Raw genomic sequence first — 14,728 nt, forward strand, 5'->3', positions numbered from 1 at the left:
AGATCCCTCAGAGACGATGAGGTAGATAGGTTCGAGGTATAAGCATGGTGACATGTGCAGCTGACGAATACTAATCGATCGAGGACTTAACTAAAATAAAAAGTGCAGGTGCCCGTTTAACAACGACATGACTGGAGCAAAGTGACTGAGATAAAGGAATCACGAATCGCAGATGACTTATCGTAGGGAACTTTGTGAAGTCATCGCGTTGTTGGGCACCGGAGCTAGATTAAACCAAAAGGCTTGAGTGACCGTTTGACAACGAAAGCTGGATTCAACCAAGCAACACCCGATATGACCTTGTCTACATTCTTATCTAGTTTTGAAGGTGCACCCTTCATATTGACTTTGTTTAGTGACAATCGCGAAGAGGTCACACCTGTTCCCATGCCGAACACAGAAGTTAAGCTCTTCAGCGCCGATGGTAGTTGGGTTTACCCCTGCAAGAGTAGGACGTCGCTAAGCAAAAAGTGAACCACTCATTCTAATGAATGAGTGGTTTTTTAAGTATTAATATATAATGACTTTGATCAAACAGTTTCAAATAAAGAAGTCGCTCATATGTATAGTTATTTTCGATTTTTTTCAATATAACTTGAGGTTGAAAATAAAAAAAACCTAAAAGAAATGTAATAGCTGATATATGAAGATCATCTCTATAAATTCCTATCAAAATAATTGATAGGCTCATTAATAATTGCCCTAAAATAATAATATACTTCCACATAAAAATACCTCCCAAAAGTTATTATATAAAAATCTTATCATAAGAAAAGCTATATGATAATTTTAAATTCTATACGCTTTATAATAAGAGTTGATAAATTTTAAGGAAAAGGTGTTAAGTGTATTAGCTCACAAGATAATAGTGATACGACAAATGCTTCCGATCAAGCAACATTGCGTATGTTATCTGTTTTGCTGTTAATTAATATATTGTTGTAATATATATAAAATGTTAATGTAAAAGAGAGTAGAATAATGGAAAATATTCTTTACTTTCAGTGTTAAATGAGATGGGTATTGAATATGAAAAAATGGTATAGATAGTCCTTACCAATCAATAAGGGCATCTTACTCTTAATATCATATATCAGTAAAGGATGTCGTTAAATTGTCTAATAAACAAAAGTTGATTTTTTCTATAATCGGAATTGCAATACTATCCATATTAACACCGGAAATCGTTTCTTTTTTTATGCATTCTGGTAATGGCGTAATGTTAACAACCAATTATTATATTAATTACATAGTGAATGTAGTTAACTTACAAATTGGGCTATTTTATTTGTTTGTATTATCTATCATTCTATTTATATACGGGAATAAATAGATATAATTATTTGTTAAATACTGTTGTGATAGCGTATATAATAACGTGAAGTCTACTGACTTTATCTAATACAATCAAAGTCATAACATGGTCTGGTGCAAGTGTAGTTTGATGGACACATAGTACATATAATTTAATTGTAAAAATTAGTGTGTTGAATGGCGTACCCCTCAAAATTGTATGTTAGAGTAAAATAATAAAAAAATCCCCCCTATACAACTCATGTTGGGTTGTATAGGGGGATGATGTTATCTATTACTTAGTTCATCCTTTATAAGATACTTGATCAATGACGCTCATTTTTTGAATGACCAATCCTAACAATGCAACGATTAAAGAAATAGGAATTAAAAAGTAAATAGGTTGATAATTAGCATGAAAAAGGCTTAAGTATGATAGGTATTCAAGTATTTGTGTACCAACCGGTTGAATAAGCATTGATAAAGGCAGTATGGATAATACAACGAGTCCCCATTTCATACCAAGGCGATAGAAAAGAGCGCTAATTAAGCTGAAGAATAAGAAGAACGTTAAATACATGAGCCATTCAAACAAGTATTCATTTCCATTAATTAAAGGTGCGTATTGGTCTGCATTAAAACTAACAAAATTAAAATTGTTAATGTTCAAAACATCAATAAGATTGTCAGTGACTATGAAGAAACCATGATTAGCAACTAACATAAAAGTTGATAACATAAGTGCATAAACAAGGGTTGCTAGGGTGAATTTTTGTCTCGATACACCAAATTTTATGACAAATGGGAAGACGTCTTTTATACAAAGCATTCCAAAAATAATCATAAAAATTGTACTTGGTAATGTGTTTACACCTTGGAATTCGACAGTTCCTTGTGTTGTTAATGCAAGTGTCATAAATAGGGCGATAAAACCAAAATAAACAAGCCAGAAAATCATGACGGTTTTGTAAGAATATTTATAAAAATAATAAAGTGTGCTTTTTAATTCACTGTCCATCTTGGGCAACCTCCTCTTTTGTTAAATAGACAAATAATTGTTGCAGTGATAATTTATCGTATTCAATCGTTTCGTGTTGCTCATTAATTGTGTCGTATACGACAACCGTTTTTTTACCTAAGAACTCTGATGAATGAATGACGTTCAAATGATTTGTTTCTTGGTCAATGGTTTCTTTTTTTCCTCGTAGTAACCAATGGTTATCTTTTAATTGCTCACTTATTTCATGTAAATGGAGTTTCCCTTCATGCAAAATGGCAACCTCTTCGAACAATCGACTGACTTCATCAATTAAATGTGTAGAGAGAATAATCATTCTTTTATTGGACTGATAGCTTTCGAGTAACTTATCGTAAAATACAGAGCGATAAGATGCATCGAGTCCAATATATGGCTCATCAAAAATAGTTATAGGTGCGTGGCTTGCAATACCGACAATAATACCTAAAGCTGACAGCATCCCTTTAGAAAGAGCGTTAATTTTTTGTTTTCGATTTAACTGGAATGTTTTTAACAATTGATTTGCTTCTTCTTCATCCCAATTAGGATAGAATTGTGAAGCAAGTTGTATGACTTCATTGACTTTAAACTTTTCAAAGAAGTTGTTATTTTCTTGGATAAAACAAATATCACGTGTTAAAAAATAATTATTAAATGGTTCCTGGTCATTGATTGTAATGTTTCCACTTGTTTGCTTGAAATGACCGGCCAATAAACGCATTAGAGTTGTTTTTCCAGCGCCATTTTTCCCCAAAAGACCGATGATTTTATCTCCTTCAAATTGAACAGTTAAAGCATCTAATGCTTGCTCACCTTTGTAACTTTTAGTTAGTTGATCCGCTTTAATAACTGTCATCTAAACCCTCCTCAATCCATTGTTTTAATTGATCTTTACTTAAATTTAATCGTTTTGCTTCAATTAACAAAGGAACCATTAATGAATCATAGAAACGATTTTTTCTCTTTTCTAAAATGACGTGAAATGCTTTTTCCGTCACAAACATACCAACACCTCGTTTTTTGTATAAAATTTGTTGATCAACGAGTAAGTTTATCCCTTTAGCAGCTGTAGCTGGGTTGATTTGGTACTGTTTAGAAAATACATTTGTTGATGGGATTTGTTCATGTGCTTTTATATTTCCATCTACAATACTCTTTTCAATTACATCAGCAATTTGAAGGAAGATGGGTTGATCTTCTTGTAGTTTGTGATTCAAATTATCACCACCTGTTTGGTTAGTTACTTATGTAATTAACCATATAACATAAGTTGAGATAATGCAATAGCAAATAGTAAAATTTCCTAAAAAAAAGAATCGCCTAATGACGATTCTAAAAAGAGTTCCAAGCTGCGTTTTGACCAGCTAATCGACCGGTAACAAGTGCTGAGGTAATGTTGTATCCACCTGTATAACCATGAATATCAAGGATTTCACCGCAGAAAAAGAGCCCTTCCATTAATTTAGAGGCAAGGGTTGTAGGAATGACCTCCTTAATCGATACACCACCGCCTGTGACGAATGCTTTCTCGATCGGTAAGCTATCATGAACGTATACCTCAAATCGCTTTAAATGCTCGACTAGTGCTCGAATCTTTTCCCGGGAAATATTTGCGCTATTTATATCTGGGTCGATGTTCGTTTCTTTAAGTAAGAATAGAAAATAACGCTCAGGCACCCAACCTTTTAGATTATTTTTTATTGATTTTTTAGGATTTTGTTCCATTAATTGATTAAACGTTTGAAATAGCGTTTCTTCATTCGTATTAGGCAAGGCATCAATCAATAATTTGACGGGTTCATTTGAAGTTAACCATTGCTTGACGACATATTGTGAACATCTTAAAACGGCAGGACCCGATATGCCGAAGTGTGTAAAGATCATATCCATTGTGTGTGTAACGAGAGACTTATCATTTGAGTCTTTAACCGTTAAAGCGACATCTCTTAAAGAGAGTCCTTGTAAGGCTTTGTTTTTAATAAAAGCTTGATTCGATTTCAAAGGAACCTCGGTAGGGAAAAGTGTCGTGATCGTATGACCCGCTTTTTTTGCCCAGCTATAACCGTCTCCGGTTGAACCTGTGTAAGGAACAGCTTTCCCACCGACTGCGACAACAATATTTTTTACCTGAATCTTTTCATCGTTATCTAATATCACGGTATGGTGATCTTGACGAAAATCGATTGCTTCGACTTTCGTTTGCATCTTAACGGTAACATTTAAATTGTCTAGTTGATTGATTAAGGCTTTTACGACATCTTTGGCAGAATCACTGACAGGGAACATGCGTCCATGATCTTCTTCTTTTAATTTAACGCCAAGGTCTTCAAAAAAATCTATAATATCTTCATTATCAAAAACAGAAAAAGCACTATATAGAAAGCGTCCATTTCCTGGGATGTGTTTAATAATTTCATCTTTAGGAAGGCGACTTGTTACATTACAGCGTCCACCACCTGATATTTCGAGTTTTTTTCCTAGCTTTTTTCCTTTTTCAATTAATAAAGTGTTAGCTCCTTGTTCTGCTGAGGCAATAGCTGCCATCAACCCAGAAGGGCCTCCACCTATTACGACCACATCATAATTCAAACTTGACATCCTTTCATTTTGCTCAAAATAGGTTTGAGCAGACAATTTTATCTAATAAGAGTATACTATAATTCGAAGGTGATTGCTTAAGCGATCTTACAACTTGCTTAATCTGTGATAAAATATGACGTATTGAATAAAGATCGATTTTAAGAATAAAGGTGAATAAAATGTCTAAAAATACAATTGTTCGTGGCACAGTATTGTTAACTGGTGCTACATTTCTATCAAAATTATTAGGAATGCTTTATACGATTCCATTTGAAAGCTTAGTTGGTGCGACAGGCGGAACGTTATATGGTTTAGCGTATGGACCGTATAGTATTTTCATTAGTTTATCAACGATCGGTATCCCGTTAGCTGTTTCTAAATTTGTAGCTAAATATAACTCACTTGGTGACTATAAAACAAGTTATCGAATGTATCGGTTAGCACTTCGATTGATGATGATCACAGGTTTTGTGACATTTATTATACTATTTGGAGGGGCGAGTGTTTTAGCTCGTATTTATATCCCAGATGATGCAAATAATATTTCGGTTGAAGATGTGACAATGGTTATTCGAATGGTTAGCTTTGCCTTATTAATTATTCCATCAATGAGCATTACACGTGGTTTCTTTCAAGGTTATCAATCAATGGGACCTACCGCTATTTCACAAGTGATTGAGCAGATTGTTCGCATTACTTTTTTACTGTTATCTGTTTATGTTGTCCTTTACATATTTGATGGCACAGTGACATTGGCTGTAGGTTTTGCGACGTTTGCTGCCTTTGTTGGAGCTATTGCATCAGCTATTGTACTTTTTTGGTACTGGAAAAAAAGAAAACGCCATATCAATCGATATATAAAGAATCAAAGATCAGTGGAATCGAATGTATCGACAAAGCAACTATTCCAAGAGTTGTTTAGTTATGCAGGCCCCTTTGTATTTGTAGGACTCGCGATTCCGCTTTATCAACAGATTGATGCGATCACTTTTACAAGAACACTTGTGCAATTGGATTATGATCAATCCGTTATAACAAATACCTTTTCAAATATTAATCTATATGGTCATAAACTGATATTGATTCCTATCACGTTATCAACAGGCATGTCTTTAGCGACATTACCAACATTAACAAAATCATTTGTCGATCGAAACCGATCATTGCTTTTTCAACAAATTAATCAATCGTTACAAATAATTGTCTTGTTGATCTTGCCAGCAGTTGTTGGTATGTCGTTGTTGTCGCATGAGGTATGGGGAGCATTTTATGGTGTCAACCAACATATTGAATTAAACGGATATATTTTAGGGTGGTATGCACCGGTGGCGTTGTTCTTTGCTTTATTTACGGTGACATCATCTATCTTACAAGGGATTAGTCAGCAACGGTTTGCTATTTATAGCTTAGCGGTTGGATTATTACTGAAAAGTATCTTAACGATTCCTTTTCTAAATCTATTTGGTCCAGTTGGGGCTGTTTTAGCAACGGGACTTGCTTCCTTCTCTACCGTAGCCATTAATTTGTGGCGCATTAGACGATCGGTCGGTTTCCCGTTAAAAGCATTTATTAAACGAACTGTCTTGATGATGATTTTCACACTGTTTATGACGATAGCTGTACTTGTGATGCGTCAAATCGTCGGTTTAGGTTTAACGTATGAAGAAGGTCGTTTAGCTAATATTATGATCTTAATGATGACTGTTCCAGTTGGTGCAGGGGTCTATTTATGGTTTGGCTATCAATCAACATTAATTGAACGTGTGATCGGACAAAAGATTTCATTTTTAGATCGATTTAAAAGAAAGTAAGGTGGAAAAATGAGACTCGATAAATTATTAGCGAATTCTGGTTTTGGTAGTCGAAAAGAAGTGAAAGATTTATTAAAACAAAGTCACGTCCGAGTGAATGAAAAAACGGTTAAACAGGGGAAAGTGCACATTGATTTAGAGAGGGATGAGGTGGAAGTTAAAGGCGAAAAGGTTGTCTATGAAGAATTCGTTTATTTTATGTTAAATAAACCGAGTGGTGTTGTTTCAGCGACTGAAGATACAAGAGATAAAACGGTTATCGATTTGTTAGATTCAGTGGATAAGGTGAAAGCACCTTTCCCAGTTGGACGCTTGGATAAAGACACAGAAGGGTTACTATTGTTAACGAATGACGGAAAATTAGCGCACCAATTACTTTCTCCAAAAAAAGATGTCGGTAAATATTATTATGCTGAAGTAGGCGGTGCATTGGATACATCTTTAGTAGAACAATTTAAAGAAGGTATTGAACTTGATGACGGCTATTTAACGAAACCATCTGAGTTAACGATTCTCTCAAGCGGTACTCGATCAGAAATTGAATTAATGATTACTGAGGGTAAGTTTCATCAAGTGAAGCGTATGTTTAAAGCGATCGGTAAAAACGTCGTTTATTTGAAACGATATGCGATGGGGGATTGGATCCTAGATCCCAAATTAGAGAAGGGTTCGTATAGAAGACTCACTCAAGAGGAGATTGATTATTTAAAAAGCTTGCGGTCATAGACAAAAAATAAAGCTGACTATAAGTTGTCAGCATACAAAAATGTTTGTTACCGGTTTTTCACTTTTTTTTCAGTGACATCCCAATAACCACGACTTGTGCTCTTAACGAGATCATTATACTGTAAGACATTAAGATCACGTTGAACAGTTCGATCAGTAATGTCGAATTCGTCAGCAATTTCAGACGTTGTGACAGGTCCGTTCTGATCAATGAATAAATAAACGGCTTTTATTCGGGTTAACATTCTCGTTGTCTGATGACTCAAAAAAACCACTCCTTAATGGTCAACATTAGTACTGTGGTGTTGCTGAATCTCTTTAAAAGCTATTTTACACCCTTTTTTTAAAATTGTATAGTTTCATAGTTCAACAACTCGTTTATTTATCAGAAAATTTGTCGATATAATAACTAAAGAGGACAGTGATTAAGAGTGAATGTATTTCAGACACACTATTTCTTAGCATTTGATTTAGACTCAACGTCTAAAGACTGGGCTCAAAAACAACAAGAAAAATTGGCAAAGGAAATTGGTTACTCGGCTTATAAAAGTTGGGTTCATAAGGAAGATTTTCATATTACAATTCAATTTTTTGGTGCTTTATCTCAAGATCAATTAGATCGGATTAAAGAGCTAATGAATAAATTAGCGGACTTTAATAAAATTGAAACCTATTTAAGTAGCGGCGGTTATTTTGGAACGCTTCCACACCCAAGAGTCGTTGTGTTAGATGTGCAATTAACAGAATATATGAATGAGCTTATTCAATTTGTGAAGTGTTATGCATCAACTACTGATCTCCCAGTTGATAAACGCTCCTACTCACCACATGTTACATTGGCTAAAAAGGTGAATGAAAAATATATGCTTGATCAACACGTTGCCTTTTTTGATCAAGCACCAGCTCAAAAAATAAGTAGTAAACTAAAGTCCATATCATTATATAGCGTCCAACATACAACGCCTAATTATCATATTGTAAGAAGCATCGAATTAAAGTGAGGTGTACGATAGATGGCACAATTGATTAAACTTGAAAATTATATATCTCGTTATCAACGTGATATTTTTCATTATCCTGGGCAATATATTCGATTAAAACAAGCGAACTGGCAAAGTGTGCTAAATGCTTGGGAACTACAAAAACAACCTCTTGAACTAGAGGATCCACTTGAAAGCGACCAAGATCAAAGTATTTTATCAAAGTGGAAAAGTTACTTTAACAAGCGGGAGTCAATTGATGAGGCATATGACGAACCTCAAGAAGTATTGCCGCAAACAGAAGAACAGTTAAAGCATTATTTTTTGGATTCATTGTATTCATTTCAACTAAATTGGGCATCGTCAACGATCAATGAAATGTCATTTCTGGATCGCTTATATCAAGATGATTTAACGCTCAAATACTTTATGCAGCGATTTCCAGATACATTTCTCTTTATGTACAACCCAATTTTTAAGTTGAAAAAGGCAACCGTTGATTTAGATATTATTTTAATCAAACCAACAGAAATTAATCTTATTAAGCTTGTTGAAAGACCATCAACACAATCAATCATCGTTGGAGACGAAAGAACGTGGTTTACTGAAGAAAATAATGTTCAGACAAAATTTATGAGCCCTATGGTGTCCTTGCAACGTTCTGATAAGATTATTAAAAGCATTTTAACTCAACAGGGGTTGGAAATGCCTATTAAGAAATTAGTCTTATCTCGAACAAATCCAATTGGTTACATTTCTGAGCCCTATCAAACCCATTATATTGGACGTGATCTTCACGAAGATTGGTTGCAAGCTCAACGAAATGAATTAAGTCCACTCAAGCACCACCAGTTAAAAGTAGCGGAAACGTTATTAAACTTTACAGACACTGTTTCAGTTTATCGACCAGAGTGGGATCGTGATGAATCTGATGATTTTACAACATAATTAAAAATTTTACTTGATTCTACATGATGTTATACGTTAATCTAATATTAGTGATTATAAATATGGTGGCGTGTTCTCACCATTTTATTTGATGAACGAATTCGAGAGGAGGATGCTTTGTGCAGGATATGTTAGGAGATGGGTGGACAATTCAATCTGCTGGAGGGTCAACAGGCGAAGCTTACTATGCTAAATCTGATCAAAAGCAATTATTTTTAAAGCGTAATTCTTCACCATTCTTAGCCGTATTATCCGCACAGGGTATTGTTCCTAAGTTGGTATGGACAAAGAGGCTTGAAAATGGGGATGTCATTACAGCACAAGAGTGGTTAGAAGGCGAAGAGTTAAATGCTGAAACGATTAAACACCCAAGAGTAGCCTCGCTATTAGGTCAAATACACCATTCGACAGAATTATTAGATATGCTAACACGAATGGGTAAAAAACCTATGGATGCTTCTTATCTCATCCAAGAGTTAAGAAATCGGATTAAATGGCAATCAAGTCATCAGTATGCAACCTTAATTTATCAAGGGTTAAAATATATGGAAACACATTTGGATGTGGCACTAGACGTGAAGCCAGTTGTTTGTCATTGTGATCTTAATCATAACAATTGGTTGTATTCGAATCGTGATCAACTTTATTTAATCGACTGGGATAATGCTGAAATTGGCGATCCAGCCATTGACCTTAGTATGTTATTTAGTCGATATATCCCGTTTGATGAGTGGGAAAATTGGTTGACTGATTATGGTGTGAAAAGTAGCCAATCCCTGTATATAAGAATTTATTGGTATATGATTTATCAATTGATTTCGGATATGTATCAATTGCAAGATCATCATACATTGCAAGAGAGCGCAGAAGAGCTGGAATTGATTTTGCAGCGTACGCATCAATTATTGCGTTAATTTTTCATGTGAGGAGACATCAACGTGCGTGCTAGACACAAGCCTTGGGCTGATGATTATTTAAAAAAACATACAGAATATGTTGTATTAGAACCAGAAAGTTTAAAAGGTAATTGGCAGTCTAGGTTTTCACAGCATCAACCGATTTATTTGGAAATAGGTGCTGGTAAAGGACAGTTTATTACCGGGATGGCCGATCAATTCCCGTCGATCAATTTTGTTGCGATTGAATTGGTTAAAAGTATTATTGTTAGTGCTTTAGATAAAGTCGTTGAATCAAAGCCAGATAATGTACAACTGATTAATACAGATGCTAAGGACTTGCGGTCTTTTTTTGGAGAAGGAGAAGTTGATCGAATTTATTTAAATTTCTCTGATCCGTGGCCGAAGAATAAGCATGAGAAAAGACGCTTAACGTATCACACGTTTTTGGAGCAGTATAAAGAAGTACTAAAAGAAGGCGGAGACGTTATACTAAAAACAGATAATCGTCACCTTTTTGAATATAGTTTAACGAGTTTTTCGCAGTTTGGTATGGTATTAGATGAAGTGACATTGGATTTACATGAGTTAGAAGATCCTACCAATGTTATGACAGAATATGAAGAGAAATTTTCTTCTAGAGGGCAGCCGATTTATCGTGTCCAAGCTAGATTCCAATAAGAAATAAACACAAAGGCTCATCCATTAAAGGATGAGCCTTATTCATTATAGCGTATTAAATCGAATGATTGGATTCTTCAGCATGAATGATCGTACCTGTATGAGCATCGATAAAGAACTCATACTGAATGCTTTCTTCATTTATCGTGCGTGTAATACCACCACGATAAACGATATAATCAAGACCGTGTATCGTAAGAGGTTCTGTCTTCATATAAATCCATGATCCACTTACAGATCCATACACTCTGAATTTTTCTTTTGCCATTTTCAAGGCATCTTCAGGTCGAATGGGCATTTTTTGCAATTGATCGTTAAGTAAATAGCCAATTGCGATGCCTACTCCAATCGTGCTGAGTGTTTTTTTCCAGTTCATTCATTTCACCCCTAATTTAGTCGTTAAGGTTAGTATACATGATTTGAGCTGATTTAGAAAATTGATTTTCCGGACTTCGATAAAATGAGTGGAAAAAAACTCTAGATTTCGCTACAATGACAGTTAAGACTTTGATTAGGGAGGCCGTACATAATGAATCAAGAAACAGAAACAATGTTTAAAACATTAACTGAACTACAAGGCGCACCTGGCAACGAACATCTCGTCCGTCAGTATATGAAGCAAGAACTAAATAAATATTCCGATCATTTAGTCCAAGATAACCTTGGTGGCGTATTTGGTGTAAAAGAAGGAGAAGGCCCACGTGTAATGGTAGCAGGTCATATGGATGAAGTCGGATTTATGGTGACCAAAATCACTAAAAACGGTATGATTAAGTTTCAACCTTTAGGTGGCTGGTGGTCACAAGTCCTACTTGCACAACGTGTTCAAATCATGACAGATCATGGTCCGGTTATAGGCGTGATTGGGTCGATTCCACCTCATAATTTAACAGATGCACAACGTAAGCAACCGATGGAACTAAAAAATATGTTAATTGATATCGGTGCAGATGATGAAGAAGATGCAAAAGCTATTGGAATTCAACCAGGTCAATCCATTGTCCCTGTGATGCCTTTTACGAAAATGACGAATGAAAAGAAGTTATTAGCTAAAGCTTGGGACAATCGTTATGGTTGTGGGCTATCCATTGATTTGCTTAAAAATTTACAAGGGGAAACTTTACCCAATCAATTATATTCAGGCGCGACCGTTCAAGAAGAGGTTGGGCTAAGAGGTGCTCAAGTAGCGGCTAATATGATCAAACCGGATATTTTTTATGCACTTGACGCATCGCCAGCAAATGACATGTCAGGAGATGACAAAGAATTTGGTCAAATAGGTAAAGGTGCCTTATTACGTATTTTTGATCGCTCCATGATTACGCACCGAGGCATGAGAGACTTTGTACTTGATACAGCGGAGTCAAACGAAATTCCTTATCAATATTTCATTTCACAAGGAGGGACAGATGCTGGAAGAGTACATCTAGCGAATGAAGGTATTCCATCTGCTGTAGTTGGTATTGCGTCTCGCTATATTCATACACATGGCTCTATTATTCATGTTGATGATTATGAGGCAGCTAAAGAGTTGATTGTTAAACTCGTCAAACATACTGATCAAAAGACTGTCGATCAGATACGTGCTAATAGTTAATAAGTCTAGGTAAATAAATACAAAAATATTAAAAAAGTATTGTCAATTCGTTAAATTATTGTAATATAGCGTTTCATCTATTGCGTTCTTTACTTTTGATCAAGTATGATATAACTTGACATTCAAAGGTTTAGGAGGACTTTAGGTGAAACGTTTTTACATAATGATGATTTTATTGGCGGTTGTTATAGGTTTAAGTGCATGTGGTGTATCAGAAGAAGAGGTTGTTGATTCAATTACGGAAAAAACCGATGAGTATTTTGACGTTGATTCTCCAGCAGTGACACATGAATTTGCTTTATTTGATATTTATATTCCTGAAACCGCAGAGATTACAGAAGAGGCTGAGAATTACTTAGTGATTGAAGATCAAAATCAAACATATATCTTATTTTCTAATAATCTTGAAGATCCTATGAGCGATTCATTTTATTCACAGGCGGAAACGATGGATCACCATCTGTTGTTGGAATCATACGAAGATGATGAACGTTTTGGCTATCTTCAATTGAGCGAACTGGAAGATGATTATGAAATTCAAATAGGCATTGGTGGTATAAGAATGACCACACACAGCTCACTTGACGATGCTGAACAACAGTTAGAAAAGATGAGTCAAATCATTAATTCCATTGAATTTAATTAGCGATATTCTACGTTACTTTTCTATTCAAAAGAAAAGTAACGTTTTTTTACTTCATGTGTCTTGTCATATGTAAAAACATAATGTAAGATGAGGTAGACGAAAAAAGGGGGAAACATCATGCTTGCATTTTTAGAAAGAAAAAATATTGAAATATCCGTTCAAACTTATTTAATAAAAGCATTAAGCTATATGGCTTTAGGTTTATTCTCATCATTAATTATTGGTTTAATTGTTAGCACATTAGGTGAACAACTTGTCTCTTTCTTTGGTGAAAATGAGTTTAATTTAGCATTAATTGAAATGGGCGAATTTGCAATGGATCCGACGGTGATTGGGGGAGCGATCGGTGTTGCGATTGCTTACAGTTTGCAAGCACCACCGCTTGTGTTGTTTTCAGCTCTTTTTGCGGGTGCGTTCGGTTATCAATTAGGTGGTCCCGTCGGCGCTTATATTAGTGCATTATTTGCTACAGAAGCTGGTAAATTAATTTATAAAGAAACAAAAGTAGATATAATATTAACACCTTTTCTAACTGTTATGATAGGATATGTTGTAGGTCGTTTTATTGGACCTCCAATTGATGCATTTATGACAGGACTAGGCGAAATTATAAACTGGTCAACAGCTCAGCAGCCGTTTATTATGGGGATCATCGTGGCACTTCTAATGGGATGGGCTCTTACAGCTCCGATATCGAGTGTGGCGATTGCACTCATGCTCTCTCTTGACGGATTAGCCGCTGGTGCAGCGGTTATTGGTTGTTCTGCACAAATGGTAGGATTTGCGGTCAGCAGTTATCGTGAAAACGGAGTGGGAGGCTTAATTGCTCAAGGAATTGGTACTTCGATGTTACAAATTGCGAACATTATAAAAAAACCACTTCTAATCATTCCACCTTCCATTGCGGCCATTGTGATGGCACCTGTAGGTACAGTTGTGTTCGAGATGGCTAATAACCCGTCAGGTGCAGGTATGGGAACCTCTGGCTTAGTAGGTCAAATTATGACCTTTCAAACAATGGGCTTTTCATTATCCGTTTTCGGCATGCTTTTTGTGGTGCATATTATAGGTCCTGCTGCTATAAGCTTTATAACATCTGAATGGATGCGTAAAAGGGGATGGATCCAATACGGCGATTTAACCATTCATTATGATTAAACATTAGGGGGTAATTAAGGTGGAGAAAATACAAACAGAAGAACAATTCCATACATTAAAACAAGAAGGACGAACGGTCTTTTTATTTTCGGCAAACTGGTGCCCAGATTGTCGTTTGATTGATCCATTAATACCAGAATTGGAAGAAAAATATGATCAACTTAACCTTGTTTATGTAGATCGCGATGAATTCATCGATATATGCATTAACCATGATATATTTGGAATTCCAAGCTTTTTAGCATTTAAAGATGGTGAAGAAGTTAATCGCTTCGTTAGTAAAGATCGAAAAACGAAAGAAGAAATTGAACAATTTCTTGATCAAGTCATAGCGGCTTAACTTAAAATAAAACAAATAGTGTTTGAGGATAAAAGTACCGTTTTAGGTGCTTTT

Annotated in this window: 17 protein-coding genes and 2 rRNA genes; 12 read left to right on the forward strand and 7 right to left on the reverse strand. The window is 35.3% G+C overall.

Translation table 11 applies throughout. From position 1 onward, the window contains the following. Together BLR62_RS04575 and rrf are read left to right on the forward strand one after the other, a co-directional pair. Positions 1 to 94, forward strand: a 23S ribosomal RNA gene (locus BLR62_RS04575); the annotation flags it as partial. A 257-nt stretch (positions 95 to 351) separates the two neighbouring features. Next, positions 352 to 465 (forward strand): 5S ribosomal RNA (rrf, locus tag BLR62_RS04580). A 19-nt stretch (positions 466 to 484) separates the two neighbouring features. Here the strand turns inward: rrf and BLR62_RS04585 are convergent. The 5 genes from BLR62_RS04585 to BLR62_RS04605 form a co-directional block, all read right to left on the reverse strand. Beyond that, complete coding sequence (locus tag BLR62_RS04585) at positions 485 to 727, reverse strand: hypothetical protein (protein ID WP_090793809.1); 243 nt, start codon at positions 725 to 727, stop codon at positions 485 to 487. Between the two features lie 870 nt (positions 728 to 1,597). Further along, complete coding sequence (locus BLR62_RS04590) at positions 1,598 to 2,311, reverse strand: hypothetical protein (RefSeq protein WP_090793811.1); 714 nt, start codon at positions 2,309 to 2,311, stop codon at positions 1,598 to 1,600. Further along, entirely contained in the window at positions 2,301 to 3,167 is an 867-nt protein-coding gene (locus BLR62_RS04595) for an ATP-binding cassette domain-containing protein (protein WP_090793814.1), read from the reverse strand. The genes BLR62_RS04590 and BLR62_RS04595 overlap by 11 nt, the downstream gene beginning before the upstream one ends. After that, on the reverse strand, positions 3,154 to 3,528 hold the full coding sequence (locus BLR62_RS04600) for a GntR family transcriptional regulator (protein WP_090793817.1): 375 nt from the start codon (positions 3,526 to 3,528) through the stop codon (positions 3,154 to 3,156). Before BLR62_RS04600 ends, BLR62_RS04595 begins: the two co-directional genes overlap by 14 nt. Positions 3,529 to 3,643: 115 nt before the next feature. Further along, entirely contained in the window at positions 3,644 to 4,900 is a 1,257-nt protein-coding gene (locus tag BLR62_RS04605) for a BaiN/RdsA family NAD(P)/FAD-dependent oxidoreductase (RefSeq protein WP_090793819.1), read from the reverse strand. A gap of 170 nt (positions 4,901 to 5,070) precedes the next feature. Between BLR62_RS04605 and BLR62_RS04610 the strand changes: the two genes are divergently transcribed. Together BLR62_RS04610 and BLR62_RS04615 are read left to right on the forward strand one after the other, a co-directional pair. Beyond that, positions 5,071 to 6,702, forward strand: a complete 1,632-nt coding sequence (locus BLR62_RS04610) for a putative polysaccharide biosynthesis protein (protein ID WP_090793822.1) — start codon at positions 5,071 to 5,073, stop codon at positions 6,700 to 6,702. 9 nt (positions 6,703 to 6,711) lie between these two features. Then, positions 6,712 to 7,428, forward strand: a complete 717-nt coding sequence (locus BLR62_RS04615; RefSeq protein WP_090793824.1) for a pseudouridine synthase — start codon at positions 6,712 to 6,714, stop codon at positions 7,426 to 7,428. Positions 7,429 to 7,475: 47 nt separating this feature from the next. Here BLR62_RS04615 and BLR62_RS04620 read toward each other — a convergent pair whose 3' ends face one another. Next, positions 7,476 to 7,673, reverse strand: coding sequence for an HTH domain-containing protein (locus tag BLR62_RS04620; RefSeq protein ID WP_425438865.1), 198 nt, complete (start codon positions 7,671 to 7,673; stop codon positions 7,476 to 7,478). A gap of 186 nt (positions 7,674 to 7,859) precedes the next feature. On the opposite strand from BLR62_RS04620, the gene thpR reads away from it, so the two are divergent. From thpR to trmB, 4 genes are all read left to right on the forward strand, one after another. After that, a complete protein-coding gene (gene thpR / locus BLR62_RS04625; protein ID WP_090793829.1) occupies positions 7,860 to 8,429 on the forward strand; it encodes an RNA 2',3'-cyclic phosphodiesterase in 570 nt (189 codons plus the stop codon). 12 nt (positions 8,430 to 8,441) lie between these two features. Further along, entirely contained in the window at positions 8,442 to 9,356 is a 915-nt protein-coding gene (locus BLR62_RS04630) for an NERD domain-containing protein (RefSeq protein ID WP_090793832.1), read from the forward strand. Between the two features lie 128 nt (positions 9,357 to 9,484). After that, entirely contained in the window at positions 9,485 to 10,270 is a 786-nt protein-coding gene (locus BLR62_RS04635; protein ID WP_245719411.1) for a phosphotransferase family protein, read from the forward strand. A gap of 24 nt (positions 10,271 to 10,294) precedes the next feature. Further along, a complete protein-coding gene (gene trmB, locus BLR62_RS04640; RefSeq protein ID WP_090793836.1) occupies positions 10,295 to 10,933 on the forward strand; it encodes a tRNA (guanosine(46)-N7)-methyltransferase TrmB in 639 nt (212 codons plus the stop codon). A gap of 55 nt (positions 10,934 to 10,988) precedes the next feature. Here trmB and BLR62_RS04645 read toward each other — a convergent pair whose 3' ends face one another. After that, entirely contained in the window at positions 10,989 to 11,309 is a 321-nt protein-coding gene (locus tag BLR62_RS04645) for a PepSY domain-containing protein (RefSeq protein ID WP_090793838.1), read from the reverse strand. 153 nt (positions 11,310 to 11,462) lie between these two features. On the opposite strand from BLR62_RS04645, the gene BLR62_RS04650 reads away from it, so the two are divergent. From BLR62_RS04650 to BLR62_RS04665, 4 genes are all read left to right on the forward strand, one after another. Continuing rightward, the gene (locus tag BLR62_RS04650) at positions 11,463 to 12,530 is read left to right on the forward strand and encodes a M42 family metallopeptidase (protein ID WP_090793841.1); all 1,068 of its coding nucleotides are present in this window, start codon (positions 11,463 to 11,465) and stop codon (positions 12,528 to 12,530) included. 145 nt (positions 12,531 to 12,675) lie between these two features. Continuing rightward, on the forward strand, positions 12,676 to 13,176 hold the full coding sequence (locus BLR62_RS04655) for a hypothetical protein (RefSeq protein ID WP_245719394.1): 501 nt from the start codon (positions 12,676 to 12,678) through the stop codon (positions 13,174 to 13,176). 117 nt (positions 13,177 to 13,293) lie between these two features. Next, positions 13,294 to 14,334, forward strand: coding sequence for a PTS sugar transporter subunit IIC (locus BLR62_RS04660; RefSeq protein WP_090793843.1), 1,041 nt, complete (start codon positions 13,294 to 13,296; stop codon positions 14,332 to 14,334). A 19-nt stretch (positions 14,335 to 14,353) separates the two neighbouring features. Continuing rightward, positions 14,354 to 14,674, forward strand: a complete 321-nt coding sequence (locus BLR62_RS04665) for a thioredoxin family protein (RefSeq protein WP_090793846.1) — start codon at positions 14,354 to 14,356, stop codon at positions 14,672 to 14,674. Positions 14,675 to 14,728 lie beyond the last annotated feature (54 nt).

This window comes from Pelagirhabdus alkalitolerans, assembly GCF_900096905.1.
In the GTDB taxonomy this organism is placed as follows: Bacteria; Bacillota; Bacilli; order Bacillales; family Amphibacillaceae; genus Pelagirhabdus; species Pelagirhabdus alkalitolerans.

What these genes read in the sequence shown, in the direction of transcription:
- BLR62_RS04585 (WP_090793809.1), bottom strand. Translation starts at nt 727, where the DNA reads ATGTGGAAGTATATTATTATTTTAGGGCAATTATTAATGAGCCTATCA.
- BLR62_RS04590 (WP_090793811.1), bottom strand. Translation starts at nt 2,311, where the DNA reads ATGGACAGTGAATTAAAAAGCACACTTTATTATTTTTATAAATATTCT.
- BLR62_RS04595 (WP_090793814.1), bottom strand. Translation starts at nt 3,167, where the DNA reads ATGACAGTTATTAAAGCGGATCAACTAACTAAAAGTTACAAAGGTGAG.
- BLR62_RS04610 (WP_090793822.1), top strand. Translation starts at nt 5,071, where the DNA reads ATGTCTAAAAATACAATTGTTCGTGGCACAGTATTGTTAACTGGTGCT.
- BLR62_RS04615 (WP_090793824.1), top strand. Translation starts at nt 6,712, where the DNA reads ATGAGACTCGATAAATTATTAGCGAATTCTGGTTTTGGTAGTCGAAAA.
- BLR62_RS04620 (WP_425438865.1), bottom strand. Translation starts at nt 7,673, where the DNA reads ATGTTAACCCGAATAAAAGCCGTTTATTTATTCATTGATCAGAACGGA.
- BLR62_RS04630 (WP_090793832.1), top strand. Translation starts at nt 8,442, where the DNA reads ATGGCACAATTGATTAAACTTGAAAATTATATATCTCGTTATCAACGT.
- BLR62_RS04635 (WP_245719411.1), top strand. Translation starts at nt 9,485, where the DNA reads ATGTTAGGAGATGGGTGGACAATTCAATCTGCTGGAGGGTCAACAGGC.
- BLR62_RS04645 (WP_090793838.1), bottom strand. Translation starts at nt 11,309, where the DNA reads ATGAACTGGAAAAAAACACTCAGCACGATTGGAGTAGGCATCGCAATT.
- BLR62_RS04650 (WP_090793841.1), top strand. Translation starts at nt 11,463, where the DNA reads ATGAATCAAGAAACAGAAACAATGTTTAAAACATTAACTGAACTACAA.
- BLR62_RS04660 (WP_090793843.1), top strand. Translation starts at nt 13,294, where the DNA reads ATGCTTGCATTTTTAGAAAGAAAAAATATTGAAATATCCGTTCAAACT.